We start from the raw sequence: 25,557 nt of genomic DNA, 5'->3' as shown, positions 1-25,557 counted from the left end.
TCTATCTACTCAACAAACATAGCGATAGAAAAAAATTAATTAAACTTGAGGCATTACAAGCGGCATTTTCAAATTTATCAATTCCTGAAAAATTAGTTAACATCCATTCCAAAATTGACGATATTATAAACTCTTATGTAGACTACTGCAAAAACTTCAAAGAAACCATAAGTCTTCTTTCTCAAACGGGTTCTGACCAGGAAACACTTACAAAAATCAATCAAAAATTCGAAGAAGCTCAAAAATCGTATATCCAAATAACCAACCTATGGATAGAAACCTTAGAAGAATACAACAATCAAAAACAAGCCTTTTCCGATTTAAACAATCTCTAGGGGAGCCTTTATGGGCTCCCTTAAATCATGATCATATTGCCACCCCTGCCATAATTTGTTCATTAAAATTTAAATAAAATTTTGATATAATTTAAAAAAAGATTTAAGGGGTGGTTAGCATGGTAAAGAGAATAGCATCACTATTAATAGCCTTCCTACTTATAATCCCTTCAGTAGTCAACGCTGCTATAACCCTCCCGTTATATTATGGTAATAGGGGTGAACAGGTTGCAGAACTTCAAACTAACCTTAAAACATTAGGCTACTACACATCAAACATCGATGGAATATATGGCTATACCACATACTTAGCGGTTCAGAAGTTTCAAGCCGATAACTCACTAAATCCAACTGGGACTTTAGACCTTGTTACTCTTAACCAACTTAACAAAGCATTAGCTAATGAACCGAAAATATTATCCTTTGGAATGAGGCATGAAAGTGTTTCCGAACTTCAAACTTATCTTTACGCGTTAGGATATCTTTCAGTTCAACCAACAGGATACTTCGGTAGCCTTACACAAAGTGCAGTTATGAATTTTCAAAGGGATTATGGTCTTAATGTAACAGGAAGGGCTGATAAAACTTTATTTAACAAGCTTTTTGAGGTTATCGATAATAAATACAGATCATATACTGATTATCAAATTTATTATGTGCAAAAAGGGACACGCTCTGGAGTATATCACAAAAGTTTGGAGTAACGGTAAATGATATTTGTAGTGCAAATAATATAACTACTTCAACAGTTTTATCCATTGGACAAGCTATGAGAATTCCCAAAATTGTAGTTCCTGTAAAGCCATATTATCCAAAATATGGCGAGTATCTTGATTGGTTTACGCAAGCTCAATATATATTCCCAGTAGGTGCTGAAGCCACATGTTATAGATTACTTTACAGGAAAAAGCTTTAGAATAAAAAGAACTATAGGATCTGGTCATGCCGATGTTGAAACGTTAACGGCACAGGATACAGCAATAATGAAGGAAATATTCGGTGGAAATTGGACATGGGATGTTAGACCTATTATTTTAGTTGTAAACGGAAGAAGAATTGCAGCTTCAATGGCGGGTATGCCACATGCTGGTCTTGATGCATATCCTTCAGGGGTAAATGTATATAATAGATCCGGTAATTATGGTTATGGTCCAAATTATGATTATATAAAGGGTAATAATATGGACGGACATTTTGATATCCACTTTGTTAACTCATTAAGACATAAGGATTGGCAGGTAGATGAAAGGCATCAAGCTATGATAAAAATTTCTGCAAATAGATAAGTATTAAACCAGGCTTTTGGCCTGGTTTTTTGTAATATTTCCCTTCAATATGAAATATTATTTTATAGAAACTTATTTTAAAGGTGGTCATGTGAAAAAAGCTGTTCTAATCATATTCATTATATTTATATCACTAATTGTCATAATAAGCGGTAAAATTACTTTTATTGATGGAAATAGCGTTTTTAAAGAAACATTTTTAAATAAAAAATTTACTAATCTGTATATCTTCGTCGATATAACTGAAAATAAAATGTATCTTATATCAGAGGGAAAGGTTGTAAAAACTTATCCTGTTTCCTCAGGAAAGTATAAAACTCCATCCCCTATCGGAACCTGGACAATAACAAGTAAGGCAAGATGGGGCGAAGGATTTGGAGGTTATTGGATGGGTTTCAATGTCCCTTGGGGTATGTATGGAATCCATGGAACTGATGAACCTTGGTCCATAGGTCGTCCCCTCTCCCATGGATGCATACGTATGTTTAATAGGGATGTCGCAGAACTTTATAGAATTACTCCAATTGGAACAAAAGTTACAATTTACGGCGGCCCTTTGGCCCCTTTGGAAGCGGATTTAGGGTTTTAAAACCAGGTGATAGAGGTTCCGATGTTTATGTAATCCAAAAAAATTAAAGGAATTAGGGTTTTACAATGGCTATGTAAATGGTATTTATAATGAAAGCACAAAACATGCCATTCATAGTTTTCAACGAAAACATGGGCTTTCTGTTTCAGATTATATCGGCATATCCTTTTATAGCAAGCTTGGAATTTATCTGTTTGATTAGTCCCCAATTGACTTAATCCTTCAATTGGGGAACTTATTTTATATCTATAAATTTTAATTCACCTAAAAAATTTTCATGATTTTTAGATTTTACTAACACACATAAAATATTGTTATTATATGAAAGTAAAGATATGTAATTTTCTTTAGGTAGTAAGGTAATTTTTTTATTTTTTAAATCAATAAGTTTTATATTATCTCCATCCGCTTTTGATAATACAAATAACATATTGTCTTTAACATAAAAATCAATTACATTTTCAAGCAAAACCTCTTCTTTATAGTTTTTTAATTCTATTCTTATTAATTTGTTCCCTTTTAAGTGATAATTTATATAATATAAAAATCCATTATCTAATATTAACTTCCCTAAATTAAAGTCAGCTCCAAAGTCAACTGCATTTGTTTTTATTTTTTTGCGACTTTGCCATAAAAATTCATAACTACCAAATTCAAATTGCTATCAATAAAATAAATATTTTCATCATTGGCCTGAAGGGCATAAACTTCTTCATCATATAATCTAGATATTGAATAGTTTTCTAAATCAATTTTATATATCCCCTTCTGCCCCCAAGTCAAAATCATGTTGTTTATAATAATTCTATTTTCAAATAATGCATTAGCGATATTAGCTTCAAAGGGAAGAGCTATCAAATCCCTTCCATTCCATATTTTCCTTAATTCATTTTTATAGTCATAATAAAATATTTTGTCATTTAAGATGAAAAAATTTAGATATTTTTTAAATACCTTGTTTTGACTTACCTTGTCTACTCTTTTATTTTGAAGGTCAAACCTATATAAATAATTATCTTTGCTATTTATAAAGAAAATGCTGTCACCATATTTAATAAATCCCATTTCATTTGAATCTTTAATTAATAAAGATTTATCTTTATAAATATTAAAATCATTTGTATCTATAAAATACTCTCCACCATCAAGATAATAAAATTCTGGATATAATAAATTAAAACTTTTCTTTGCATTAAGGTCATTTGTTTTATAAATAAAGAACATAAAAAAGCAAGAATAAAAATTAATATCTTTTTAATCACTATCATCCCCTCTTCCATAATTTACTATTTAAAATACTTCTTTTTAAATAAATAAATCCTTCAAAAATTAGTGTATATTCGTCCTTCAAATTCATGTATATTACAACACTAATCCATTTTATTCTTAATTTTTGCCTTTAATATAAGTTTTATTCCTATTTTTTCCTATATTTCGCAAAATTATTTAACAAATCATAGCATAATATTTTACTTATTGCACACAATAATTTTGTAAAAATTTAATGGAGGTGTTAATATGGTAAATAGAAGCATTGCTTGTAATGTTCGTGACTGCAAATATCATGCACAAAACGAAAATTATTGCACCCTTAATGCAATCCAAGTTGTAAACCATACTACTCCTGCAACTACAAAGGAAAGCACAGACTGTGGCAGCTTTGAGAAAAATAAAGGATCTGGCTTAGCCAGATCCTAAATATTATAAAAAATGGGACAAGGAAAGGAACTAAAAAGGTTAGAATTGTGCCGGTCAAAAAGCAATGACGACGGTCTCTTCATCTGTAAATTTTGAAATAACAGGCAAAGTTGTATCCATTGCTGTTGCCCCTGATGGTGCTATTGCAGTTATGTAGTTTATTTTGCTTGCTATAAAGCCTATGGATAAAACGGCTAAAAGTTCTCTAAAAACGTTACTTAAAAATGCAACTGTTCCAGCTTCTGCACCTGCTAAATTTGTCAAAATTACTGCTGATAGGCTATACCACCCAAAGCCTGCCGAAATAGCCAAAGCTAAATTTGTCTGTAATTTAAAAATTAATCCTACGATCAAACCTCCAAACAAGCTACCAATAACTACAGCAAGAGGAACTAATAGTATTTTAACCCCCTTTTTCTTTATCTTTGTAAGGACCTCTTTATTCAATCCAATATCTACCCCTACCGAAAAAATCAAAAGATTAAGTGCTATAGTTGATATTTTATCAATATCTTTGAACATTTCCGGCGAAATGAAATTTCCAAAGGCTATTCCTAATGTTAAAGAAATTAAAATAATATAGACCATCTTTATTCCTCCCTTAAAAATTTTATATAAATAATATATACAGCAATCGCACTAAACAAAGCTGTAAAAAGGGCAAAGGAAAAAGATTTAATTCCAATAAGTTTAATATTTTTAACAATATTTTCATCGTTTCCGATCTTAATTCCCATAGTGAAAATAAGCAAAAATAATCCAGCTAATTGAAATTTTGAATTAAATTTAACTATTGTATCAGGCAGTTTTAAAAATGCACCTACCATAATTCCTAAAAATAAACTTAAAAAAATTAAATACACACCCATCTCCCCTTTATTATTTAAAATTTAACTTATTTCAAATATATAATTTTCTTCCAAAGTTTTCAAGCTATTATTCTTAAATTGTAAATAATAAGTTCCCTTATCAAGTTCTAATAAATAAAAGCCCTGTCTTTCAATAACTTTTAATTCCCTTTCATCAGCATTTTTAATTGTCAATTTTATATCCTTTGGAAGTTGAAAAACCTTAAGCATTATTTTTTGTTTATATTCTACATCTATTTTAAATATATCAATATCCTCAATATAATCAATGCTTCCTGAAAAAAGCATATTCTTTTTTATTTTATAAGCCTTATCAAGAGTGTTATTGTATTCATACGAATCCATGTTTACTTTAATATCATCTTCCACTATTCCTTTATATCTCATAGGATAAAATTTTTTACCGTTTTGCCCCTTTTTGATTTCTTCATATGTTCTATAACTTACTACAGTTTTATCCTTACTTTTTAAACTATTACTATGCCTTGCCTCAAGAGTTATAATTCCCTCTTTATCATAACTTTCTTTTAAATAAATAAACGTGTGCTCACCTTCAGCATTAAAAATATCCATAGGTTTAATTTTTTTATGCTTATATATTTAAAATATCTTTTTAAAGTCTTTGTAGAAACCTTTTCAGGTAAATTATACACAGCTCCTACAAATCCTGAACAGTCAAGTCCGGCAGTTTTTGCCTTATAGCCTCCTTCTGTTAAAACATTGCCTGGGACATAATCCTTTTCTATAGCATCTTTAAAATTTTTAACATCAATCCTATCGCTAATATCAACTGAAATATATCCTCCCCAACAGTAGGGAATGCCAACAACAATTTTCCTCTCATTCCCTAAAAAATTAGGCAATTTGATATCATCACGATTAAACACTTTAGGTTGATATTCCCAAACAAAATTAATTATCTCCATCGCCCTTTTATACGCCTCTTGCCTTGTGACTTTTTTACCTGAATCTTTTCCTTATCAATTTTTAATAAAAAAATATAAAAATTAATAAAAGTATTGCGATAACTAATCTAACAAACAATTTTCTATAAATCATCCTTTTTTCCTCATATCTTCACCTAACAAAATTACTAATTTAAAAATATTACTTTAAACTATATTTTATGATAAAATCATAAAGAGAGGGGAATTTTATGAATAATCTTGAAAATTTCATCCAATCCTTTGAAAATGTTTTGCCTTACCTAATTAAGTTCTTTGATGAAAAGGTTGCCTTTAATATCTCTGACAGAGAAAAATATCTTAAAGTTTATTATCTTGATAAACTAAACATATATGTTAAAGAAGGAGACCTTATATCAAAGGATGGTGCAGATTATGAAGCCATAAAAACAGGTAATGTAATAACTAAAGAAATTCCTAAAGAAATATTCGGCGAGCCAATTAAATGCATATCTGTCCCTATTAAAAACGATAGCAAAAATGTAATTGGTGTTTTGTCTATAATTAAAAGCACGAAAAAGCATGTTGAAATCCAGGAACTATCTAATAATTTAAATGATGCTTTGTCTCAAATTACTGAAGCGATAAGCAATATAGCCGTTGGAGTCCAAAACGTTTCTGAAGCCAATAGAAAAATTCAGCATACTATTCAAGAGGCCAATGAACAGGTAAAAAATACCGATGAAATTTTAAAATTTGTAAAAAACATTGCAGATCAAACAAATCTTTTGGGATTAAATGCTGCTATTGAAGCTGCAAGAGCTGGAGAGAGCGGAAAAGGATTTGGAGTAGTAGCTCAAGAGATAAGAAAACTTTCTACCTCCAGCAATGAATCAATTAAAAAAATAAATGAAATCCTTAAAAATATACAAAAATATGTTAACGATATAAGTTCCGATATAAACAAAACTAATATAGTTTTCCAAGATCAAGCAACTGCTCTTGAAGAAATTTTAGCAACTGTAGAGGAAATCTCTGCAACTGCTCAAGTTCTGTTTGAAATGACCAGCAAAAGATAAATGAGGCTGCAAAGCAGCCTCATTTAATTTGAACCTTCATAACCGCTTTCTTGTCTTTATAAACAGCTACGACTTCTCCTTTAATGCCCCTTTTCCCCTTAACTGTCAATACTCCGTTTTTTATTATTCCTATTTTACCATTAATCAAATATTTTATTTTATTGTTGTCAATTATATGGCTATTACCATATATATCATATCCAACGATGTTTAATCTATAACTTTTTCCATTAGATATAGTTAAATTGTCTTTGTCAAATTTAATTTTTGTTAAAGGAACTTCTTTATCTACAACCTCAACCGGAATATTTAAAACAGTTGAACCTACTTTTATGGTTAATGTCGTTAACCCAACGTTTCTTGCTTCAAAGCTCCAGTTTTTAAAGGATACGACATTAGGATCTTGGTTAGCAATTGAAATTTCTACATCTTTTAAGTTCGTTAAATTAAATATATTATTATAGCTTCCAAACGTAATATAACCCAAAATTTCTATATTTTGTTTGTTTCCCTTAGGTAAAACTATTTTATTTATCGGCTGGCCCTTCTTATCTTTTATTCCGAGATATTCAATTACTGGAACGCTTTTTATAGTTATACTATCGTTTATATATAACCTTGCAAAGCCTAAATATCCGCCATCTTCTAACTTAGCATATCTTTTACCCGATCCGTTTCCAGCTATTAAAAAGTCTACCCCATTTTCATTCCATTTTTGAATATATGTTGATGACCGAAAATTACAAGAATATTTTTATCCTTATTTTTACTTTTATAATCAAAGATTATATCCTTTAAAAGTTTGTTATCCCTTTCAGGCATATTATAACCTTTGTTAATAAAATCCCTAGTCGGAACATGAGTAAGAATTATTATATTTTTTTATTTGATATACTTAAGGCTCTCTTTAAAAATTCATATTGGGTTGGATCAGTGTTATATATTGAAGACATCTTTGAAGAATTTAATGTAATTATATTGGTATTCCCGTAGGAATAAAACTGAGTAGAGTCTCCAAAATTTATTAAAAGCTCGTTAGAGTTATTTAACGAATCGTGGTTCCCGGCTGTTATTATAAATGGCTTTGTTACCTTAGATAAAACTTCCTTTATTCCATCCCATTCTTCCTTTGTATCACCATCGACAATATCTCCTGCATGTAAAATAAGGTCCGGATTATCCTTACTTGAAGTTTCTATAAGCTCGTCTAAATAATACTTAGTATGTGTGTCAGCAAAGACATCAATAACTATATCCTTTTTGCTAATAACATTCATATCTTCAACCCAAAACTTTGAAACTACAACATCCGAAACATTGCCCTTTTGATCCCTTGCATAGATTGTAAGGGTATGTTCTCCATTTGACAATGGATTTTTAGGTAAGGCGAATCCATAGCCTGAAGTCTTATCGTAAAATACATTTTGCTGGATTGAATCAATAAAAAGGAATATATCATTTTGATTTACTCCCGTTTTATCGTCTAAAATATTAAATCCTATCCTCGGCATGTTAGTTCTAACCTTTGAAGAATTTAAAGGATATAAATTTGTAATTTTAGGGCCTTCTTTATCTTCTTCTAAAACAATATTAAAATTTCCTTCAAAACTAGTCTCGTTTCCCGCCTTATCTTTTAACTGAACATTTAAAATATGATTACCTTCAGCTAGCCCAATAAAATCAACATATATTTCCTTATGAATTTCATCATAAACTCCTTTATAGGCTTTTCCATCTATTTTAATATTTATTGAATTAGGATCAATTCCTGAAATATCATCGTTAACCCTTAATGTTAGTCTTCCATTAGTTGTATACATAGTTTTGGGCTTAAACTCTAGAACCTTTGGTGGAGTATAATCATTACCTTCATTATAAATAAACTTTAAATCATCTAAATAAATTGTAGATAATCCTTTCAATGATTTATCATCTTCTACAAATGATAAATTCATAAAGGTTAATGGAATAGATACATCTGGAATATCAGCTGTTAAAAATGTCCATTTTCCATTTTGAAGCTTTGTATTAAATGGAATTTTATAAACATTATCATTATTATCAACTAAATTTACATAAACTTTTGCATTTGTTCCCTCGCTATATGCCCAAACTGATATTTTTTAGGTTTTACATGGGAAACATAAAGGTTAATTAAATCATTATTTTTTTCATCGTAAAATGTAGGATAAAGGTTGCTTGTTAAACTCTCCCTTCTATCCCATTCATTTAAGTCATAAGAAATCTTAAGGGCATACCTTCCATTTTTAACTTTTTGATCTGTAGTTTCTGCCTTTGAACTTAAAAGACCTTCAACAAAATATCTTGAACTTTCATTATGTTCAAAATCATCTATTATCATTTCATCAACGTCCACATATATGAGTGCCTTTGAAGCTTTATCCCCTATTTTTGCCACAACTTCTCCCTTCCCTTTTTGAAGGGCAGTAAAATTCCCTAACTTATCGATTTTACCTATGTTATTATTCACACTCCAGGATATTAATGATTCTGAAACAATAACATTTTTGCCATTTAATTTAGCTTCTACGCCAAATTTATTTTTTGATTTATACTCATCCATAGATTGTTTTGAGATATTTTTAGTTCACTTATCTTATCAACCACATTAATATTTAAAATTGCCCTTTTCCCTTGGTATTCAGCAATTATTTTCCCTGTAATTGCTTTATTCCCTGCAATAAATATTCCATTAACTATTTTCCCTAAATCCTTATCAATTGTCCATTTTATATCAGCTTCCTTTAAATCAACCCTGTTATAATTAGTATCATATCCTAAAAGCTTTAAGGGATATTGAGAATTTTTATAAATATAAACATCATTTTCAGGGAAATATATATTATTTAACACATAACTCGGCCCAGAATTATCAACAAATAAAATTCCATTTGTTATGTTTCTTTCTCTACCATCCGATAACCTACTAACTACCTTTGAACTATCCTCCCATGGAAATTTAATGTTCATTTGTGTAGAGCCACCGCCATCTAAAACAACAGCATTTACAGCGCCTAAGTTTTTCATATATACTCCAAGTTCCTGATAAGTAGCTCCATCGCTTATATACCCATCTTTATTACCATAATCAACAATTACTGCAATTATCTTATTGTCATTAGTAATTCCTATAGCTGTTCTTGCTCTTTTTGAATTAACATGGGTAGGATTTGCTCCATTGTTTATTATCTCTTGAGAAGTTAATGCCTTACCATCCTTTACTATAAAAGCATACGTTCCTATCACATCTTTAATTGGTTTATCAAATTCCACTTTTATTTTAACTTTATCCCCAACCTTTAAATTATCCTTAACCCAATTAAACTTTTTGCCGTTGCTTGCAAGGACTATGCTGTCCTTTGGAATAATAATATCCTTCTTATTTACTCCTAAGTCTACTACAACTCCTTCATATTCTTTTCCAAGCTCAATTTGTGAAATCCCCTTTATAACAGTTAAAGCTCCGTTTTTATAGTAATCCTTAAAATCTACTTTTCTTTCATCGTTTAAAAGATTGTTTAATAAAATAATGGACTCTTTAAACTTTTCCCTATTAACGTTATCTATACTAATGCTTGCATTTGATTCTAATATTGTTAAGCTTGCCTGCATGTGAATATAATCTATAAATGGTATTCCTTCTTTTGTTAGCCCAAATACAGGATAGATGTTTTCTTCGCTTCTTGAAGAAAATCCAGTTAAAATGAATCCATCCCTTACCTGAGGGCCAGTGCTAAACCCCGAGGTCATCTCGAACATATCGGCATTAATACCTGCAACTACTTTTTTCCCCTTTATCTGCTCTCTTTCTATTTGATTAGTTAATGTGTCTGATTTTTTTACTTTATCTTCAGCTTTTGAAAAAACAAGTTCTATATTTTTATTGTTTAAGTCAGCATTTAAAATATATAAATTTTTTCTATCAGAATTTTGGATATATTTTCTTGTATATGTTATTCCCTTTGCTATCTCTGTTTTGTAAATTTCTGTTTCTGAATTTTTTGTTTTCGAGTAGGCAACATTAGATAAAAGAATTAATGTTGACAAAGCAATGCTTAAAATCCTTGAAGCCTTCTTCATATAATCACCCCAACACCTTTTAAAAATTAGACGCAATTATTAGTTTATTGTTCATTTTTCTATATTATACCACTAAATTTTTAAATCGTTAAATTTTTGATAATTTTCGACATAAATAGCTAATTAATATTTATTATTAATGAAAAATATATTATAATTTTTATATATAAACACTAAGAGGTGATCGCTTTGTTAGATGTAATTAAAAAGCAGAAGAAACCCATAGTTTAAATAAAGATGAATTAGTTTTACTTTTAAAAGAGGATAAATTCGATAAAGAAATTTTTGAGGCTGCAGACAGAGTAAGAAAAAATATGTTGGAGATGAAGTCCATTTAAGAGGTCTTATAGAATTTTCCAATATTTGTAAACAAAATTGTCTATACTGTGGATTAAGGAGAGATAATAAAAACGTAGAAAGATATAGGCTATCGGAAGAACAAATCATAAATTTTGCTAAAAATGCAAGAAATTTAGGATATAGGACAGTAGTTTTGCAATCCGGTGAAGATGATTATTTCAACGTCGATAGAATGACAAGAATATTAAGGGCAATAAAAGAACTTGATCTTGCAATTACCCTAAGTATAGGCGAAAAAGTTATGAAGAATATAAGGCATATAAAGAAGCAGGGGCAGATAGGTATCTTCTTAGAATTGAAACTACTGATAAGGGACTTTACGAAAAGCTTGACCCTAATATGAGCCATGAAAATAGAAAAAGATGCCTTATGGATTTAAAAAAATTAGGCTATGAAGTTGGAACAGGATGCCTTGTGGGACTTCCTGGGCAAACATTAGAATCCCTTGCTGATGATATTTTGTTTTTTAAAGAAATAGATGCAGATATGATAGGTGTAGGGCCATTTATTCCAAACCCCGATACACCCCTTAAGGATGAAAAAGGGGAACCTTTGAATTAAGCTTAAAGGTTATGGCTTTAACTAGGCTACTTTTACCCGATATAAATATTCCTGCAACTACAGCCATGGAAACTTTAAATAAAAACGGAAGATTAATAGCTCTTCAAAGCGGTGCTAATGTTGTAATGCCAAACGTTACGGAAGGAGAATATAGAAAACTTTATGCCCTTTACCCCGGTAAAATCTGTGTTAACGATACACCAGCCCACTGCTTTGGATGTATCTCAGGAAAAATCAATAGCATTGGAAGGCCGATATCCAAAGATTATGGATATAGAAAAAGATTTTTGAAAAGGCTTAAAATTTCATATAATAAATATAAAGTAATTTTGAGGGGGCCTTTATATGACCCGGGCATATCAGGTTTTTATAGATTTTTTATTGATATTTGTTTTAATTTTAATTAACGGTTTTTTGCTGCTTCTGAAATAGCAATTATTTCAGTTAATAGAAATAAGATTTCCATGCAGGCACAAGAAGGGGATAAAAAAGCCCTATTGATACAAAGACTTTTTAAAGAACCAAGTAAATTCCTTGCAACAATTCAGGTTGGTATAACATTAACAGGATTTCTCGCCAGTGCATCAGCAGCAGTCAGTATATCAACCTACTTTTCTCAATACTTAAAAAGATTAAATATCCCCTTTAGCGACCAAATTTCGCTATTACTTGTTACACTATTTATTTCATATATAACCCTTGTTTTAGGAGAACTTTTGCCAAAAAGACTTGCTCTTCAAAATCCTGAAAGAATTGCCTTTAGCATAATAGGAACAATAGTATTTATATCGAAGATAACAGCTCCATTTGTAAAGATATTAACATTATCAACAAACTTTTTGCAAAGCTTTTTGGTGTTGGTGCAACCTATGAAGAGGAAAAGGTTACAGAGGATGAAATTAGAATGATGATTGACGTTGGAGAGGAAAATGGAGTTTTAAACGAGACTGAAAAAGAAATGATAGGCGGTATATTTGAATTTGATGATACCTTAGCAAAGGAAGTTATGACTCCAAGAACAGCAGTTTTTGCAATAGATATTAACTCCCCATTGGAAGAAATAATCCATCAAATTATTGAAGAGCAGTATTCAAGAATTCCTGTTTATGATGGTGATATAGATAACATAGTCGGAATTCTTTATATGAAGGATTTATTTGTTGAAATGGCCTCAAAAAATTAGATGAAATTTCAATTAAAGATCTTCTCCGCCCTGCATATTTTGTTCCAGACACTAAAAAGATAGATAGGCTCTTTAGAGAGCTTCAAGCCAGCAAAAACCATATGGCAATACTTATAGATGAATATGGAGGAGTTTCAGGTATAATTACTATTGAAGATTTGATTGAAGAAATTGTGGGAAATATTGCAGATGAATACGATGAAGATGTTAAGGATTTTCAAAAACTTGACAGCAATGTTTATATAGTCGATGGACTCGTTAGCATAGATGAAGTAAATGAAAAATTAAATCTTAAACTGCCAACTGAACATCACGATACAATTGGCGGTTTTGTTCTTAACCTTATTGGGAATATCCCTGAAACTGGTGAGAGCGTCCAATTTGAAAACATAACCTTCACTGTTGAAAAGATTGATGAAAAAGAATTGAACAAATAAAAATTCACATAAATTAAGGTGCCGAATGGCACCTTAATTATTTCAACTTTTCTCTAAGTTTTTCGAGCATATCAACTGTCATTGAAGCAAGGTCATATTTGGGATTCCATCCCCATTCTTCCCTTGCAGCACTATCATCTAATGAGTCTGGCCATGATTCTGCAATTGATTGTCTAACTGGATCCACATTGTAATCCATTTCAAATTCAGGAATATGCTTTTTAATTTCAGCTGCAATATGTTCCGGAGCAAAGCTCATTGCTGTTATGTTGAAGGCATTTCTGTGCTTTAGTTTTGATGGGTCAGCTTCCATAAGCTGAACTATAGCCTCAAGGGCATCTGGCATATACATCATGTCCATATATGTTCCTTCTTTTATGTAGCATGTATATTTCTTATTCTTAATCGCTTCATAATATATATGAACTGCGTAATCTGTAGTTCCTCCACCTGGTAGGGTTTCGTAGGATATAAGTCCTGGATATCTTACCCCTCTTGTATCAACGCCATATTTTAAGAAATAATAGTCACAAAGGAGCTCTCCAGCAACCTTAGTTACACCATACATAGTAGTTGGTCTTTGAATTGTATCCTGTGGTGTTTTTTCCTTAGGAGTGTTTGGACCAAAGGCTGCAATTGAGCTTGGAGTAAATACTGCAAGCTTCATTTCCCTTGCGATTTCAAGAACATTATATAATCCGTTCATATTTACATTCCAAGCAAGGTCTGGCTTTGCTTCTCCTACTGCTGAAAGAATAGCTGCAAGATGGATTATAGTGTCAGGAGAGTATTTTTTAACTACTTCTGCAAGTTTTGTTGCATCAGTAACATCTACTACTTCAAATGGACCTGATTGTAATACTTTTTCTGGACCATTTGGATTCTTATCTGTCGCAATAACGTTACTATCCCCGTATAGTTTTCTAAGATACATAGTAAGTTCTGAACCAATCTGGCCTAAAGCTCCTGTTACAAGTATTTTCTTCATAAAAAATACCTCCAATAGTAATTTATTTTACACTTAAAATTATAGCATTATTATATTATTATTGCCATAATAATTTTTAATAAATTGCAACTTTTTATTCATTTTGATAAAAAAACAAAAATTAATATCAAAATAGGGTTTGAGAATTTTTCTCAAACCCTTTAAGTTTAAATTTACTTTTCTATTTTTATTGCTTCCTCTTCACATACTTCATCTAACTTATCATCCCATAGATATTTCTTAGTTTCACTTACAATTACTCCACTCAGTGCAAGAAGTGCAATAAGGTTTGGAACTGCCATAAGTCCATTCATAAGATCAGCTAAATCCCATACAAAAGATAATGACCAAACCGAACCAATATATACAAATATTACCCAAAGTATTCTATATGGCAATATTGCCTTTTTGCCAAATAAATATTCAATAGCCTTTTCACCATAATATGACCATCCAAGAATAGTTGAAAATACAAAGGTTAGCAAACCTACAGTTAATACAATTGGACCTATAGTTGGAATCTGTGAGAAGGCAGCCTTTGTAAGTGCAGCACCCTTTAAGCCCTGCTGCCACAATCCTGAGTTAACAAGAACAAGTCCCGTCATAGCACATACAACTACTGTATCCCAGAAGGTCCCTGTTGCTGAAACAAGAGCTTGTCTTACAGGGTTTCTTGTTTGTGCTGCAGCTGCTACAATAGGTGCACTACCAAGACCTGATTCATTTGAGAAAAGTCCCCTTGCAACTCCATATCTCATGGCAAGCATTATAGTTGAACCTGCAAAACCTCCAACTGCAGCTTGGCCTGTAAAGGCAGTTTTGAAGATAAGTTCTATTGTATGTGGAACAGTTTTGTAATTCATTATTAAAATAATGAGGCACCCTAATACATAGAAAAATGCCATAAATGGAACTAATATATCACATACCTTTGCAATGCTCTTTATGCCACCTAATATAACTATAGCTGTTAATATTGCCATTATTATACCTGTTATCCAAACTGGGACCTTAAAAGTTTCATAAACCATGCTTGCAATCGAATTTGCTTGAACAGTATTACCAATGCCAAAGGCAGCTATACTTGTAAATATCGCAAACAAAAGACCTAACCATCTTTGTTTCATTCCATATTCAAGAACATACATAGGCCCACCTGCCATAGTTCCATCCTTTGTTTTTACCCTATATTTTACTGATAACAAAGACTCTGCATATTTTGTTGCTATACCAAATACACCCGTAAGCCATGTCCATAAAACAGCCCCTGGTCCTCCTAATGCAACAGCAGTTGCAACACCAACTATATTACCTGTTCCAATTGTTGCTGCAAGGGCTGTTGCCAAAGCACTAAACTGACTTACGTCCCCTTCAGCAAATTGGTCTTTAGTTATAGAAAGCTTAATTCCTTTTCCAATATATTTTTGTATAAAGCGCAACCTAATGGTTAAGAAGATATGTGTTCCGAGCAACAGAATAAGTAGCGGCCACCCCCAGATAAAACTATCAATTTTTGCAACAAGATTAGCAAAAGCCTGCATAAAATCCCCCACTCTTTTATATTTCTATTAAAATATATGTTTTATAATTGAATCTTATTGTTAAAATTAATTATTATTTATATATCGATATATATTTTATATAAATTTAAAACTCTATTTTAAAATAAAAAGCACCACAATATATCTTTATTGATTGATATATTGTGGTGCAATAATATTTTTATTCATTTGTCATGCTAAGCATTTTATTTATCCAATTTAGTCTTTCTTCCAAGATTGCCTTTTGCATCTTAAGGAATTCATTGTCATTATAAGCCCCAGCCAAAAATCTTTTCCCGAAATGTCTTCCTAAACCAAGTCCTAATCCACAGCCTCTGAAATTATTTTTTGTCTATTACCATTGCAATATCCCATTCCTCTTCCTGATCTTGCTCCCCTTCCTATTGGACCAGTTCCATCTCTTCTTGGCATCCTTTTCACCTCCATAATAATATTTGGCATATGCTATTTACAATTATTATTATACATAATTTTGAGCATATGTCAATAATAATTATTAAAATTTAGGCATGTTGAAAGTATTCAACATGCCTCTTTCTATTCGCTATCCTTTTCAAGATGTCTTCTACACCATTTCCTGCAGAACTTTTCCTTTTTGCTACACACAACATTATTAGAACCACACTTAGGGCACGTAGATTTATCTTGCTCATAATTAATTTCATAAACATTGCCGCAATCTAAGCATACATTTTTACAAAAATGCGTAGTATAATGGCCACCACTGATTTTTATTGCTTTGCCTTCTGTTAGTGCTATTGCAACTTTTTTCCTTGCAGAATCGATAATATTTTGAAAGGTTTGTCTTGATATTTGCATCCTCACTGCACATTCTTCTTGATTTAATTCTTCTATATCCTTTAGCCTCATAGCTTCCAGTTCTTCTACTTTTAGAACCACTTCTTCTAAATCGCATTTAGGTTTTCCCCAAGGGACAAAATAAGTGTCCTCTGGGAAAAATTCTACTCTTCTGAATTTAATTGGTCTTGGCATTTCAATTCCTCCCTGCATACATTACATAGTCCATAGAACATAATATCCATGTCATATATTTCTATATTATTTTCTTCTTCTATTCTATTATTAAGTTTAACATATTCAATATCTATTTTACTACTAGTGAACTACCCCCACTTATAGAAGTGGTGGCTTCGTGGTCAAGGTAACTTCTGTTACCAGATTACCCACGCTCAAAGGGCTGTTCCTTCCCCATATATACCAATCACATGGCTAATTTTAGCAAATTCTTGCTTGCATTTATATCTCTATCATGAACTGCACCACACTTTGGACATTTCCATTCTCTCAATGCTAAATTCTTTACATCAGGATTTTTATATCCACATTCACTACATGTTTGACTTGATGCATAATTTTGTGGTGCTATTATTATTTCTCTGCCATACCATCTTGCTTTATATTCTAACATCCTTCTAAATTCTGCCCATGATACTTCTGTTATTGCTTTGGCTAATTTATGATTTTGTTGCATATTCTTTACCTGTAAATCTTCTAAAACTATCACTTGGTTTTCGTGTATAATTTTAGAAGATAATTTGTGAAGAAAATCTTTTCTTTGATTTGATATTTTTTCGTGTAGTTTTGCAAGTTTTTGTCTTGTCCTTTCATAGTTTTTACTTTGCTTTTGCTTTCTTGATAATGATTTTTGTATAATTTTAATTCTTTTTCTGTTTTTCTTAACCATTTTGGATTTTCTACCTTTGTTCCATCAGATAAAATAGCAAATTCTTTAATTCCTAAATCTATACCTACTTTTTTATCTATTTTAGGTAATTCTTTAATTTCTTCTTCTACAAGTATAGAAGCATAATATTTACCTGTTGGCGTTTTTGATATAGTTACGGATTTAATTCTTCCTTCAAATTGTCTGTGTTGTTTTATTTTTATTTTTGTCTTTAACTTTGGAACTTTTAGATAACTACCTTCAAGTGTTACTGTCCCATTTTGATTATTTGTAGTATAAGACTGGTAACCTTTCTTTTTCTTGAACTTTGGAAATCCTGTTTTTTTATCTCTAAAAAGTTTTTATATGCCTTCTCTAAATTAAGCTGTGCATTAGCAAGGGCAAGGCTATCTACTTCCTTTAGAAACGGATATTCTTTTTATATTGTGCAGGTGTATTGTTTAGCATTTCTCCTGTTTTTTATAGTATTCTATTTTGTCATGTAGCATTTTGTTGTATATAAATCTTACACAACCAAATACTTTAGCAAAATATTCTTCTTGTTCTTTTGTTGGATATATCCTGTATTTATAAGCCTTTAGCAAAATTACACCTCCTTCCTGTAATACTGATTATATCATAAAAAGAATTTATCAATCAACATTCATCACCCACTTATAGAAGTGGGCGACTTCTGTTACTCTTTAGTTAAATAAAAACTTAGGGTAAAGCCCCTAAGTTTTCACCTTGCAAACTGGCTGTTATATAATTCAGCATAGAATCCACCCTTTGCTAGGAGTTCTTGGTGAGTTCCCTGCTCTATTATGGTTCCATGATTCATAACAAGTATAAGATCTGCATCCCTTATTGTTGATAATCTATGGGCTATTACAAAGCTTGTTCTACCCTTCATAAGATTTGCCATTGCCCTTTGAATTAAAACCTCCGTTCTTGTATCTACGTTGCTAGTAGCCTCATCAAGTATTAAAATTTCAGGATCAGCTAAAAACGCCCTTGCAATAGTTAAAAGTTGTTTTTGTCCTTGAGAGATATTTGACGCTTCTTCATTAATAACTGTATTGTAACCATCAGGCAACGTCCTTATAAAGTGGTCCGCATGGGCTGCCTTTGCTGCTCTAATTATTTCTTCATCCGTAGCTCCTTCCTTACCGTAGGCTATATTATCCTTTATTGTCCCACTAAACAGCCATGTATCCTGTAAAACCATGCCAAACATTTTCCTTAAATCTTCACGTTTCATGTCTCTTATATCTACTCCATCAACAGTTATCCTTCCGCCCTTTACATCATAAAATCTCATTAGAAGGTTTACAAGAGTAGTTTTCCCTGCACCAGTTGGTCCTACTATCGCAATCATTTGTCCTGGTTTTACATGAATATTAATATCTTCCATTAAAGGCTGGTCATCCTTGTAGCTGAACTTTACATGTTCAAATTTAACCTCTCCCTTTGGATTTTCAATAACCATTGGATTTTCCTTGTCTGGCACTTCTTCAGGCTCATCTAATACTTCAAAAACGCGTTCTGCAGATGCTACAGTTGATTGAATAATATTAGCTATGTTTGCAGTTTGAACTATCGGTTGAGTAAACTGTCTCATATATTGGATAAAAGCCTGAATATCTCCAATTTGAATCTTTCTTTTGCAACAAAAACTCCACCTACAACACAGATTAAAACATAACCAACATTATTTACAAAGTTAAGGGCAGGCATTATAAAACCTGACATAAACTGCGCCTTCCAACCAACCTCATAAAGCCTTTCGTTTATTTCCTTAAATGTTTCTATGGAATCTTCTTCTCGTCCAAAGGCCTTAACAATCTTATGCCCTGTAAACATCTCCTCAACATGCCCATTAAGTTCACCTATTATCTTTTGCTGCTGTGCAAAATACTTTTGTGATTTCTTTGCGATTACAGCAGTCAATATCCCAGATGCTGGCAAAGTAAAGAGGGCAATTAAAGTCATTATAGGACTTATAGAAATCATCATTACTAATATTCCAATTATAGTTACAACTGAAGTTATAAGCTGGGTTAAACTCTGTTGAAGAGTTGTCGCTATATTATCCATATCATTTGTAACGCGGCTTAAAATCTCACCATGGGTTCGTGAGTCAAAATATTTTAAAGGCAACCGATCAAGTTTATCCTTAACCTCAGAGCGCATCTTAAAAACCATTTCCTGCGATACGCTTGACATTATATAGGCCATTAAAAAGTTAAAACTTGCACTTATTATATAAAGTCCTATCAAAAGAAGCAGAATTCTTCCAATATAATCATAATCTATACTTGGAATTGGTGAATTTTTGAGCTTTGCTATAACCTGTGGCGGCATCTTTTTTGGATAGCCATCTGTATTTGAATTATTCGCATATATTTTGCAAGTATTCCCTCACCAAGCTTTGTCGTTGCCTTCCCCATTATCTTAGGTCCAACTATGTTAAAAACTGTGCTTAGGATAGCAAGGATAAATACAGCAATAAACTTAAACTTTTGGGGCTTCATATATTCAACAAGCCTTTTTACTGTTCCTTTGAAGTCCTTTGCCTTTTCAACCGGTCTTCCCATGGCCGGTCCCATAGGTCCCCTGGGGCCAGCAGGTCTATTGATACTTCTTCTCTCGCTCATGCTATCTCCTCCTCACTTAGCTGGGAAGACACAATTTCACGATATACTTCACAGGTTTTTAAAAGTTCCCTATGTTTTCCTATCCCAACTATTCTTCCTTCATCTAAAACTATAATCTTATCTGCGTCCATAATCGTTGCGACTCTTTGTGCTACAATAAGAACAGTTGAATTTGTAGTTTCCTTTTAAGGGCTAATCTTAATTTAGCATCAGTTTTAAAGTCTAAAGCAGAAAAACTATCATCAAAAATATATATCTTAGGCTTTTTAACTATGGCCCTTGCTATTGAAAGACGCTGCTTTTGACCTCCTGATAAATTCGTTCCACCTTGTGAAACTAAAGAATTAAAGCCATCCTTCATGTCACTAATAAATTCTATAGCTTGGGCAATTTCTGCTGCATGTCTTATTTCTTCATCTGTAGCATCTTCCTTACCGTATCTTATATTATCAGCTATAGTTCCAGAAAATAAAACTGCATTTTGTGGGACATAGCCTATAAATGATCTTAATTCCTTTTGCTCTAATTCCCTTATATCCACTCCGTCAATTAAAATGTTACCTCTATCTACATCATAAAAACGCATAATAAGATTCAATATTGTGGATTTACCTGAACCTGTTCCCCCTATTATTGCAGTAACCTCCCTGGCTTTGCTTCAAAGGAGATATCTTCGATAGCCGGGGTCTCAGCTCCTGGATAACTGAAGGTAACATTTTTAAATTCTATATGCCCTTTAAATTCATCGACTTTTTTAGGATCCTTAGGATCAATTATTTCAGGTTCGATCTCAAAAATTTCATTAATTCTTTCTGCAGAGGCTTGAGCCCTTGGAATCATAACAAACATAATGGATACCATTATTATTGAAAATAAAATCTGCATTGCATATTGTAAAAAGGCCATCATATCGCCTATTTGAAGTCTATTTTCGCCTATCCTTTTGCTGGCAAACCAAATTATGGATATACTTGTAAAGTTCATAAGAAGGATCATAATAGGCTGCATTACCGCCATTATTTTATTTACCTTTATTGCAGTATCAGTAAGGTCCCTATTTGCGTCATAAAATCTTTTTCTTTCTGTATCAATCCTATTAAATGCCCTTATTACTCTAATACCAATTAAATTTTCCCTTAATATCTGATTTACTTTATCGAGTTTCTTTTGAAGGGATTTAAAAAGAGGAATAACTTTAACTGCAATCAAGACGATTGTTGCAACAAATAGCGGCAAAATGCCTCCTAATACTAATGTCAAATACCTATCCTTTGAATAAGCCATTATTATTCCACCTATACACATTATAGGTGCATAAATAATAAATCTCATCATCATTACAAGAACCATTTGAACTTGATTTATATCATTGGTTGTCCTTGTTATCATGGAGGCTGTTCCTATTTTGTCAAATTCGTGAAGTGAAAACCTTTCTGCTCTGGTAAAAATATTGTTACGGAGAATCTTTCCAAATCCAACTGCAACCCTTGCAGAAAGAAAGGCCCCAACTATTGAACTTAATGAACTTAATCCTGCAACTAAAAGCATGTAGCCTCCACGCCTCCATATATAGGCGGTATCACCCTTCATCATTCCATTATTAACAATGTCAGACATTAACGTTGGAAGATAAAGTTCAGCTATTGCCTGAACAAACATAAAGCCAATAACAGCAATAACAAGCCACCTAAATTTTTTAAGAAACCTAAAAAGTTTAATCATGTGCATCAACTCCAATTGAGTAAATTATTTTACGTTAACAACTGCATTGTCGAACAGGTTATTTACATTTGATATTGCCACCTTTTCATTTTCATTTAATCCTTCTATGATTTCAACTTCCTTGTCATTTAATAATCCAGTTTCAACATATCTCTTCTTGGCTGTGTTGTTTTCAATAACATATACATAGGATTTTCCATCATTTTTAACAACAGCTGAAGCAGGGATTACTACCGCATCCTTTGATGTAATCTTTATTCTTCCATAGGCAGATAGGCCAGGTTTTAAGTTATCTATATTCTTTATGCTAATTTCAATTGGGAAATACATTCCTGTTCCAATAGCCATTGGCCCTATGCTTGTTATTACTCCTTTATATACCTTGTTAGGATATATATCAACAACCACATCTATTGTCTGATTAATTTTTATATATGGCAAATACCTCTGTGAAATTGTTCCTTTTAACTTTAAAGTAGAAACATCAGCAATTGTAAAAAGCGGTGCAGTCGGAGCTGCTAGCTCACCAGGATTAATATTCCTATTTGTAACTACCCCATTTATTGGACTTGTAATCTTAGCATTTGATATTTGAAACTTTATATTTTTAATATTTGCCTGTGCAGCACTCACAGCTGCCTTTGCTTGATTTAATGTTCCATTCAAAGCTGTTTCATATTGCTTTTTGCAATTTCATATTTTGTTTCAATTTCATTTAGCTGAGCCTTAGAAGCTATTCCTTTGTCATAAAGGTTCTTCGTTTCTTCGTAGACCCTTTGCATACTATCAAGATTAATCTTAGCCTGAGCAACTTGCCCTTTGGCTAGTTCTTCAGATGCCTTTGCTGAGTTTAGTGATGCTTGAAGTTGTTCAAGCTGAAGGTTTAAAGCATTTGTTTCTATAACTGCAAGTAAATCCTTTTCTTTTACTTCACTTCCAACTTCAACATTTACCTTTTCTACTTGACCAGATAATTTACTGTAAACATTTACAGTTTTTGTGGAACTAAAGTTCCACTTATATTAAGTTCAGCATCTATGTTCTGTTTTTGGGCAGTTGCAACTTGAACATCAATAGCATTTGAAGTATTTGAACTTTTGACAGCACATCCTGTTATCGATATGAATAATATAAATGCACCTATTAAAATACCTAAAATTCTCTTTTTCATGCTAAGCACTCCCTTCCTACTTAATGTAAATTTTTATTGTCGCATTCATTCCAGGCATTAAGCTTAAATTTTCATCATTTTGTATGCTTATTTTAACAGGGATATATTGGGTTTGTTTTGAAAAATTTCCGCTTGTATTTAATGTAGGAAAGGCTGAGAAGGCTGATTCTGTTGCTTGACCTATGCTTTTTACATAGCCTACAAACTTCTTACCTGGATATGCATCTATCGTTATATCAACTCTTTGTCCTTCCTTAATCTTCATTATATTTGTTTCTTCTATGTTTGCCTTTATATAAATATTTGTCGTATCCATAATCTGTGCTATCTCCATACCCGGTGATATAACTTGGCCCTCAACTACGTTTGATAATACGACTTTACCATCTATTGGTGATTTAATGTAAGATTTTGATGCTATAACATCAGCAGAAGTATTTAAGGATTGTGCATTAATCATGCTGCTTTGGACAATGGCACTTATATCCTGATGTCCAAGAATTTCTCCTTTTTAACATAATCTCCTTCCTTTACATTCCATGTTTCAACCTTTCCTGTGAGTTCTGGTGTAATAGCTATCATATTTGCAGAAACTTGAGCATTTTCAGTTATTATATAGTGGCTGGAATTGTAAAAATAAATATAAAGTCCACCTCCCACACCAAGGACAATCAATAAGAGTAAAACTGTTAAAAATACCTTCATCTTTTTCATTAAAATTCCCCTTTATTGTTCTAATTTTTTAAATATGTTTTTCATCTCTTCGAATATCTCATTTAATCTATCAACGTCTTTATCATCAAGGTTTTCTAATTTTTGAAAAATAGCTTTTTTAGTTTTTTCTCTACAATCATTTATAAAAAGCTTACCCTTATCGGTAATTTTAAGTAAAATTATTCTTCTATCCTTTGGATCATATGCCCTTTCAATAAGTCCATCTTCAATCAATTTATCAGCAATAGAAGTTAAATTAGACTTTGGAATCATCATTTTTTCACTATAAAAGCTCATCGGCTTTTCATCATGATTTTCTATTAAATATAATAGCCATAGTTGTTGCTTTGTTACTCCTGGCAAGGTAATGCCCTTCATAAGCTTTTTATAAAACATCGGCAAAAATGTTTGCAAATACTCAGCAAGCCTTTCCCTACTCACCATGCCACCTCCTTTGTAGGATTAATTCATCTTTAAATAGTTATATTTTATAACTATTATAAAGTGTAACATAACAAGTAAAAAAGCAAGAAAAAATATTCGGAAAAACGAATCAAAAAAGGCCTAAAGTTTAGGCCTTTTTGAAAATCCATCAGGATGGTTTTTATGCCAATTATATGCCGTTTTTATTATTTCCTTTATATCAGTATATTTTGGTTTCCAGCCAAGTTCTTTTTAATCTTTTCTGAGCTTGCAATAAGAACAGCAGGATCCCCAGGACGGCGACCTACTATTTCTCTTTTAATCGGATGCCCTACCACTTCTTCTGCTGCATCGATTATCTCTTTAACCGAAAAACCTACGCCATTTCCTAGGTTAAAAACATCTGATTCATGACCTTCATATAATGCCTTTAGGGCTAAGTAATGGGCATAGGCAAGATCATTAACATGGATATAGTCTCTGATGCAAGTTCCATCCTTTGTCGGATAATCATCGCCAAATACCTTTATGCTATCCCTCTTTCCTAATGCAGCCTGCAATACCAATGGGATTAGATGGCTCTCTGGATTATGGTCTTCTCCAATATCTCCTTCTTCATCTGCGCCACATGCGTTAAAATATCTTAAGGCGATATATTTAAGGCCATAACTTCTTGAATAATCCTCCATTGCCCCTTCCATAATAAGTTTTGTCCTTCCATAAACGTTGGTTGGATTTTTAGGAAGGTCCTCAGTTATCGGAACCCTTTCAGGCTCACCATAAACTGCTGCAGTTGAAGAAAATACAAGCCTTTTAACATTACAATCCAGCATAACTTCAAGAAGATTTAATGTCCCTTCAACATTGTTTTTGTAATACATCATGGGCTTTTCCATTGATTCACCTACAAGGCTATAAGCTGCAAAATGAATGACAGAGTCTATATTGTATCTTTTTATAGTATCCCTTAAAAGTTCGCTATCAAAGATGTCTCCCTTTACAAAAATATCACATTTTACAGCTTCTTCATGCCCTTTTACAAGATTATCATAGGCAACAACATTAATCCCCATCCTATGGAGCATCTTTACGGTGTGGGAACCTATATATCCTGCTCCACCAGTAACTAAAATGTTCATTTAAACTCCCCTATCATAGAAAACCTTTTCTATTTGTATTATACTAAAAAAATAAACAAATAAAAGATAAAATCTCACTACAATAATTATAATA

The 25,557-nt window shown here is 32.0% G+C and carries 30 protein-coding genes and 6 pseudogenes; 11 read left to right on the top strand and 25 right to left on the bottom strand.

Features of this window, described 5'->3' with window-relative positions; all coding sequences use genetic code 11:
• Positions 1 to 454 precede the first annotated feature (454 nt).
• From PWK10_RS02015 to PWK10_RS19320, 4 genes are all read left to right on the top strand, one after another.
• Positions 455 to 1,039 (top strand): peptidoglycan-binding domain-containing protein, encoded by a 585-nt coding sequence (locus PWK10_RS02015; RefSeq protein ID WP_274767219.1) that lies wholly within the window; start codon positions 455 to 457, stop codon positions 1,037 to 1,039.
• 165 nt (positions 1,040 to 1,204) lie between these two features.
• Positions 1,205 to 1,621, top strand: a complete 417-nt coding sequence (locus PWK10_RS02005) for a hypothetical protein (protein ID WP_274767218.1) — start codon at positions 1,205 to 1,207, stop codon at positions 1,619 to 1,621.
• Positions 1,622 to 1,712: 91 nt separating this feature from the next.
• Positions 1,713 to 2,210, top strand: a complete 498-nt coding sequence (locus tag PWK10_RS02000; protein ID WP_274767217.1) for a L,D-transpeptidase — start codon at positions 1,713 to 1,715, stop codon at positions 2,208 to 2,210.
• 82 nt (positions 2,211 to 2,292) lie between these two features.
• Entirely contained in the window at positions 2,293 to 2,412 is a 120-nt protein-coding gene (locus PWK10_RS19320; RefSeq protein WP_274768066.1) for a peptidoglycan-binding domain-containing protein, read from the top strand.
• A 33-nt stretch (positions 2,413 to 2,445) separates the two neighbouring features.
• Here PWK10_RS19320 and PWK10_RS01990 read toward each other — a convergent pair whose 3' ends face one another.
• Together PWK10_RS01990 and PWK10_RS01985 are read right to left on the bottom strand one after the other, a co-directional pair.
• Entirely contained in the window at positions 2,446 to 2,679 is a 234-nt protein-coding gene (locus PWK10_RS01990; RefSeq protein ID WP_274767216.1) for a hypothetical protein, read from the bottom strand.
• Between the two features lie 140 nt (positions 2,680 to 2,819).
• Positions 2,820 to 3,434 (bottom strand): hypothetical protein, encoded by a 615-nt coding sequence (locus PWK10_RS01985; RefSeq protein ID WP_274767215.1) that lies wholly within the window; start codon positions 3,432 to 3,434, stop codon positions 2,820 to 2,822.
• A gap of 294 nt (positions 3,435 to 3,728) precedes the next feature.
• On the opposite strand from PWK10_RS01985, the gene PWK10_RS01980 reads away from it, so the two are divergent.
• Positions 3,729 to 3,908 (top strand): DUF1540 domain-containing protein, encoded by a 180-nt coding sequence (locus PWK10_RS01980; protein ID WP_274767214.1) that lies wholly within the window; start codon positions 3,729 to 3,731, stop codon positions 3,906 to 3,908.
• 54 nt (positions 3,909 to 3,962) lie between these two features.
• Here the strand turns inward: PWK10_RS01980 and PWK10_RS01975 are convergent, their stop codons facing one another.
• From PWK10_RS01975 to PWK10_RS01960, 4 genes are read right to left on the bottom strand one after another with little or no spacing between them, the layout of a single operon-like run.
• Positions 3,963 to 4,496: a lysine exporter LysO family protein gene (locus PWK10_RS01975; protein WP_274767213.1), complete on the bottom strand. Its 534-nt coding sequence runs from the start codon at positions 4,494 to 4,496 to the stop codon at positions 3,963 to 3,965.
• A 2-nt stretch (positions 4,497 to 4,498) separates the two neighbouring features.
• Positions 4,499 to 4,771 (bottom strand): LysO family transporter, encoded by a 273-nt coding sequence (locus tag PWK10_RS01970; RefSeq protein WP_008907408.1) that lies wholly within the window; start codon positions 4,769 to 4,771, stop codon positions 4,499 to 4,501.
• A 27-nt stretch (positions 4,772 to 4,798) separates the two neighbouring features.
• Entirely contained in the window at positions 4,799 to 5,350 is a 552-nt protein-coding gene (locus PWK10_RS01965; protein ID WP_008907409.1) for a hypothetical protein, read from the bottom strand.
• Positions 5,305 to 5,703, bottom strand: a complete 399-nt coding sequence (locus PWK10_RS01960) for a hypothetical protein (RefSeq protein WP_274767212.1) — start codon at positions 5,701 to 5,703, stop codon at positions 5,305 to 5,307. Before PWK10_RS01960 ends, PWK10_RS01965 begins: the two co-directional genes overlap by 46 nt.
• A gap of 230 nt (positions 5,704 to 5,933) precedes the next feature.
• Here PWK10_RS01960 and PWK10_RS01955 point away from each other — a divergent pair, with 230 nt between their 5' ends.
• Positions 5,934 to 6,761 carry a methyl-accepting chemotaxis protein gene (locus PWK10_RS01955; RefSeq protein WP_008907411.1) on the top strand — a complete coding sequence of 276 codons (828 nt, stop codon included), beginning with the start codon at positions 5,934 to 5,936 and terminating at the stop codon, positions 6,759 to 6,761.
• A gap of 19 nt (positions 6,762 to 6,780) precedes the next feature.
• Here the strand turns inward: PWK10_RS01955 and PWK10_RS01950 are convergent, their stop codons facing one another.
• The 5 genes from PWK10_RS01950 to PWK10_RS01930 form a co-directional block, all read right to left on the bottom strand.
• Positions 6,781 to 7,248 carry a hypothetical protein gene (locus tag PWK10_RS01950; RefSeq protein ID WP_274767211.1) on the bottom strand — a complete coding sequence of 156 codons (468 nt, stop codon included), beginning with the start codon at positions 7,246 to 7,248 and terminating at the stop codon, positions 6,781 to 6,783.
• A gap of 206 nt (positions 7,249 to 7,454) precedes the next feature.
• Positions 7,455 to 7,583 carry a hypothetical protein gene (locus tag PWK10_RS01945; RefSeq protein ID WP_274767210.1) on the bottom strand — a complete coding sequence of 43 codons (129 nt, stop codon included), beginning with the start codon at positions 7,581 to 7,583 and terminating at the stop codon, positions 7,455 to 7,457.
• A gap of 50 nt (positions 7,584 to 7,633) precedes the next feature.
• Positions 7,634 to 8,716: a metallophosphoesterase family protein gene (locus PWK10_RS01940; RefSeq protein ID WP_274767209.1), complete on the bottom strand. Its 1,083-nt coding sequence runs from the start codon at positions 8,714 to 8,716 to the stop codon at positions 7,634 to 7,636.
• A 116-nt stretch (positions 8,717 to 8,832) separates the two neighbouring features.
• Complete coding sequence (locus PWK10_RS01935; protein WP_274767208.1) at positions 8,833 to 9,252, bottom strand: hypothetical protein; 420 nt, start codon at positions 9,250 to 9,252, stop codon at positions 8,833 to 8,835.
• Between the two features lie 56 nt (positions 9,253 to 9,308).
• Positions 9,309 to 10,862 carry a phosphodiester glycosidase family protein gene (locus PWK10_RS01930; protein ID WP_274767207.1) on the bottom strand — a complete coding sequence of 518 codons (1,554 nt, stop codon included), beginning with the start codon at positions 10,860 to 10,862 and terminating at the stop codon, positions 9,309 to 9,311.
• A gap of 346 nt (positions 10,863 to 11,208) precedes the next feature.
• Here PWK10_RS01930 and PWK10_RS19315 point away from each other — a divergent pair.
• The 5 genes and pseudogenes from PWK10_RS19315 (at position 11,209) to PWK10_RS19295 (ending at position 13,403) form a co-directional block, all read left to right on the top strand.
• A pseudogene (locus PWK10_RS19315) lies at positions 11,209 to 11,783 on the top strand (radical SAM protein).
• 11 nt (positions 11,784 to 11,794) lie between these two features.
• Positions 11,795 to 12,190 carry a hypothetical protein gene (locus tag PWK10_RS19310; RefSeq protein WP_446715279.1) on the top strand — a complete coding sequence of 132 codons (396 nt, stop codon included), beginning with the start codon at positions 11,795 to 11,797 and terminating at the stop codon, positions 12,188 to 12,190.
• 57 nt (positions 12,191 to 12,247) lie between these two features.
• Positions 12,248 to 12,675 (top strand): annotated as a pseudogene (locus tag PWK10_RS19305) (CNNM domain-containing protein); the annotation flags it as partial.
• Positions 12,676 to 12,687: 12 nt separating this feature from the next.
• Entirely contained in the window at positions 12,688 to 12,966 is a 279-nt protein-coding gene (locus PWK10_RS19300; RefSeq protein ID WP_446715324.1) for a CBS domain-containing protein, read from the top strand.
• 5 nt (positions 12,967 to 12,971) lie between these two features.
• A complete protein-coding gene (locus tag PWK10_RS19295; protein WP_446715323.1) occupies positions 12,972 to 13,403 on the top strand; it encodes a transporter associated domain-containing protein in 432 nt (143 codons plus the stop codon).
• Positions 13,404 to 13,440: 37 nt separating this feature from the next.
• Here PWK10_RS19295 and PWK10_RS01915 read toward each other — a convergent pair whose 3' ends face one another.
• The 14 genes and pseudogenes from PWK10_RS01915 to galE all read right to left on the bottom strand — a co-directional run bounded on the left by PWK10_RS01915 (position 13,441) and on the right by galE (position 25,463).
• Positions 13,441 to 14,391 carry an L-threonine 3-dehydrogenase gene (locus PWK10_RS01915; protein ID WP_008907415.1) on the bottom strand — a complete coding sequence of 317 codons (951 nt, stop codon included), beginning with the start codon at positions 14,389 to 14,391 and terminating at the stop codon, positions 13,441 to 13,443.
• Positions 14,392 to 14,564: 173 nt separating this feature from the next.
• Positions 14,565 to 15,932 (bottom strand): alanine/glycine:cation symporter family protein, encoded by a 1,368-nt coding sequence (locus PWK10_RS01910; protein WP_274767206.1) that lies wholly within the window; start codon positions 15,930 to 15,932, stop codon positions 14,565 to 14,567.
• Positions 15,933 to 16,253: 321 nt separating this feature from the next.
• Positions 16,254 to 16,364 (bottom strand): DUF5320 domain-containing protein, encoded by a 111-nt coding sequence (locus PWK10_RS01905; RefSeq protein WP_274767205.1) that lies wholly within the window; start codon positions 16,362 to 16,364, stop codon positions 16,254 to 16,256.
• A gap of 126 nt (positions 16,365 to 16,490) precedes the next feature.
• Positions 16,491 to 16,946: a DUF134 domain-containing protein gene (locus PWK10_RS01900; protein ID WP_274767204.1), complete on the bottom strand. Its 456-nt coding sequence runs from the start codon at positions 16,944 to 16,946 to the stop codon at positions 16,491 to 16,493.
• Positions 16,947 to 17,175: 229 nt separating this feature from the next.
• Positions 17,176 to 17,720, bottom strand: a pseudogene (locus PWK10_RS01895) (RNA-guided endonuclease TnpB family protein).
• Positions 17,721 to 18,098: 378 nt separating this feature from the next.
• Positions 18,099 to 18,242: a helix-turn-helix domain-containing protein gene (locus PWK10_RS01890; protein WP_274766689.1), complete on the bottom strand. Its 144-nt coding sequence runs from the start codon at positions 18,240 to 18,242 to the stop codon at positions 18,099 to 18,101.
• A 137-nt stretch (positions 18,243 to 18,379) separates the two neighbouring features.
• Positions 18,380 to 20,294 (bottom strand): annotated as a pseudogene (locus tag PWK10_RS01885) (ABC transporter ATP-binding protein).
• Positions 20,291 to 22,016 (bottom strand): annotated as a pseudogene (locus tag PWK10_RS01880) (ABC transporter ATP-binding protein). Before PWK10_RS01880 ends, PWK10_RS01885 begins: the two co-directional pseudogenes overlap by 4 nt.
• A 24-nt stretch (positions 22,017 to 22,040) precedes the next feature.
• A complete protein-coding gene (locus tag PWK10_RS01875; RefSeq protein WP_274767203.1) occupies positions 22,041 to 22,682 on the bottom strand; it encodes an efflux RND transporter periplasmic adaptor subunit in 642 nt (213 codons plus the stop codon).
• Positions 22,683 to 23,004: 322 nt separating this feature from the next.
• Positions 23,005 to 23,187: a hypothetical protein gene (locus PWK10_RS01870; RefSeq protein ID WP_274767202.1), complete on the bottom strand. Its 183-nt coding sequence runs from the start codon at positions 23,185 to 23,187 to the stop codon at positions 23,005 to 23,007.
• A gap of 16 nt (positions 23,188 to 23,203) precedes the next feature.
• On the bottom strand, positions 23,204 to 23,647 hold the full coding sequence (locus PWK10_RS01865) for an HlyD family secretion protein (RefSeq protein WP_274767201.1): 444 nt from the start codon (positions 23,645 to 23,647) through the stop codon (positions 23,204 to 23,206).
• 20 nt (positions 23,648 to 23,667) lie between these two features.
• Positions 23,668 to 23,901: a biotin/lipoyl-binding protein gene (locus PWK10_RS01860; RefSeq protein ID WP_274767200.1), complete on the bottom strand. Its 234-nt coding sequence runs from the start codon at positions 23,899 to 23,901 to the stop codon at positions 23,668 to 23,670.
• A gap of 12 nt (positions 23,902 to 23,913) precedes the next feature.
• On the bottom strand, positions 23,914 to 24,342 hold the full coding sequence (locus PWK10_RS01855; protein WP_274767199.1) for a MarR family winged helix-turn-helix transcriptional regulator: 429 nt from the start codon (positions 24,340 to 24,342) through the stop codon (positions 23,914 to 23,916).
• A 123-nt stretch (positions 24,343 to 24,465) separates the two neighbouring features.
• A pseudogene (gene galE / locus PWK10_RS01850) lies at positions 24,466 to 25,463 on the bottom strand (UDP-glucose 4-epimerase GalE).
• Positions 25,464 to 25,557 lie beyond the last annotated feature (94 nt).

Source organism: Caloramator sp. Dgby_cultured_2 (assembly GCF_028872215.1).
Classification (GTDB): domain Bacteria; phylum Bacillota; class Clostridia; order Clostridiales; family Caloramatoraceae; genus Caloramator; species Caloramator australicus.
This window is presented reverse-complemented; position numbering and strand designations above follow the sequence as displayed.

Coding starts and splice junctions, on each gene's coding strand:
- PWK10_RS01870 (WP_274767202.1), bottom strand. CDS start 23,187: ATGAAAAAGAGAATTTTAGGTATTTTAATAGGTGCATTTATATTATTC.
- PWK10_RS02015 (WP_274767219.1), top strand. CDS start 455: ATGGTAAAGAGAATAGCATCACTATTAATAGCCTTCCTACTTATAATC.
- PWK10_RS01945 (WP_274767210.1), bottom strand. CDS start 7,583: ATGCCTGAAAGGGATAACAAACTTTTAAAGGATATAATCTTTGATTAT.
- PWK10_RS01910 (WP_274767206.1), bottom strand. CDS start 15,932: ATGCAGGCTTTTGCTAATCTTGTTGCAAAAATTGATAGTTTTATCTGG.
- PWK10_RS01980 (WP_274767214.1), top strand. CDS start 3,729: ATGGTAAATAGAAGCATTGCTTGTAATGTTCGTGACTGCAAATATCAT.
- PWK10_RS01930 (WP_274767207.1), bottom strand. CDS start 10,862: ATGAAGAAGGCTTCAAGGATTTTAAGCATTGCTTTGTCAACATTAATT.
- PWK10_RS01975 (WP_274767213.1), bottom strand. CDS start 4,496: ATGGTCTATATTATTTTAATTTCTTTAACATTAGGAATAGCCTTTGGA.
- PWK10_RS01960 (WP_274767212.1), bottom strand. CDS start 5,703: ATGGAGATAATTAATTTTGTTTGGGAATATCAACCTAAAGTGTTTAAT.
- PWK10_RS01940 (WP_274767209.1), bottom strand. CDS start 8,716: ATGAATTTATCATTTGTAGAAGATGATAAATCATTGAAAGGATTATCT.
- PWK10_RS01860 (WP_274767200.1), bottom strand. CDS start 23,901: ATGAAAAAGATGAAGGTATTTTTAACAGTTTTACTCTTATTGATTGTC.
- PWK10_RS01865 (WP_274767201.1), bottom strand. CDS start 23,647: ATGATTAATGCACAATCCTTAAATACTTCTGCTGATGTTATAGCATCA.
- PWK10_RS01965 (WP_008907409.1), bottom strand. CDS start 5,350: ATGGATATTTTTAATGCTGAAGGTGAGCACACGTTTATTTATTTAAAA.
- PWK10_RS01900 (WP_274767204.1), bottom strand. CDS start 16,946: ATGCCAAGACCAATTAAATTCAGAAGAGTAGAATTTTTCCCAGAGGAC.
- PWK10_RS01955 (WP_008907411.1), top strand. CDS start 5,934: ATGAATAATCTTGAAAATTTCATCCAATCCTTTGAAAATGTTTTGCCT.
- PWK10_RS19310 (WP_446715279.1), top strand. CDS start 11,795: ATGGCTTTAACTAGGCTACTTTTACCCGATATAAATATTCCTGCAACT.
- PWK10_RS01915 (WP_008907415.1), bottom strand. CDS start 14,391: ATGAAGAAAATACTTGTAACAGGAGCTTTAGGCCAGATTGGTTCAGAA.
- PWK10_RS19300 (WP_446715324.1), top strand. CDS start 12,688: ATGATGATTGACGTTGGAGAGGAAAATGGAGTTTTAAACGAGACTGAA.
- PWK10_RS01985 (WP_274767215.1), bottom strand. CDS start 3,434: ATGTTCTTTATTTATAAAACAAATGACCTTAATGCAAAGAAAAGTTTT.
- PWK10_RS01905 (WP_274767205.1), bottom strand. CDS start 16,364: ATGCCAAGAAGAGATGGAACTGGTCCAATAGGAAGGGGAGCAAGATCA.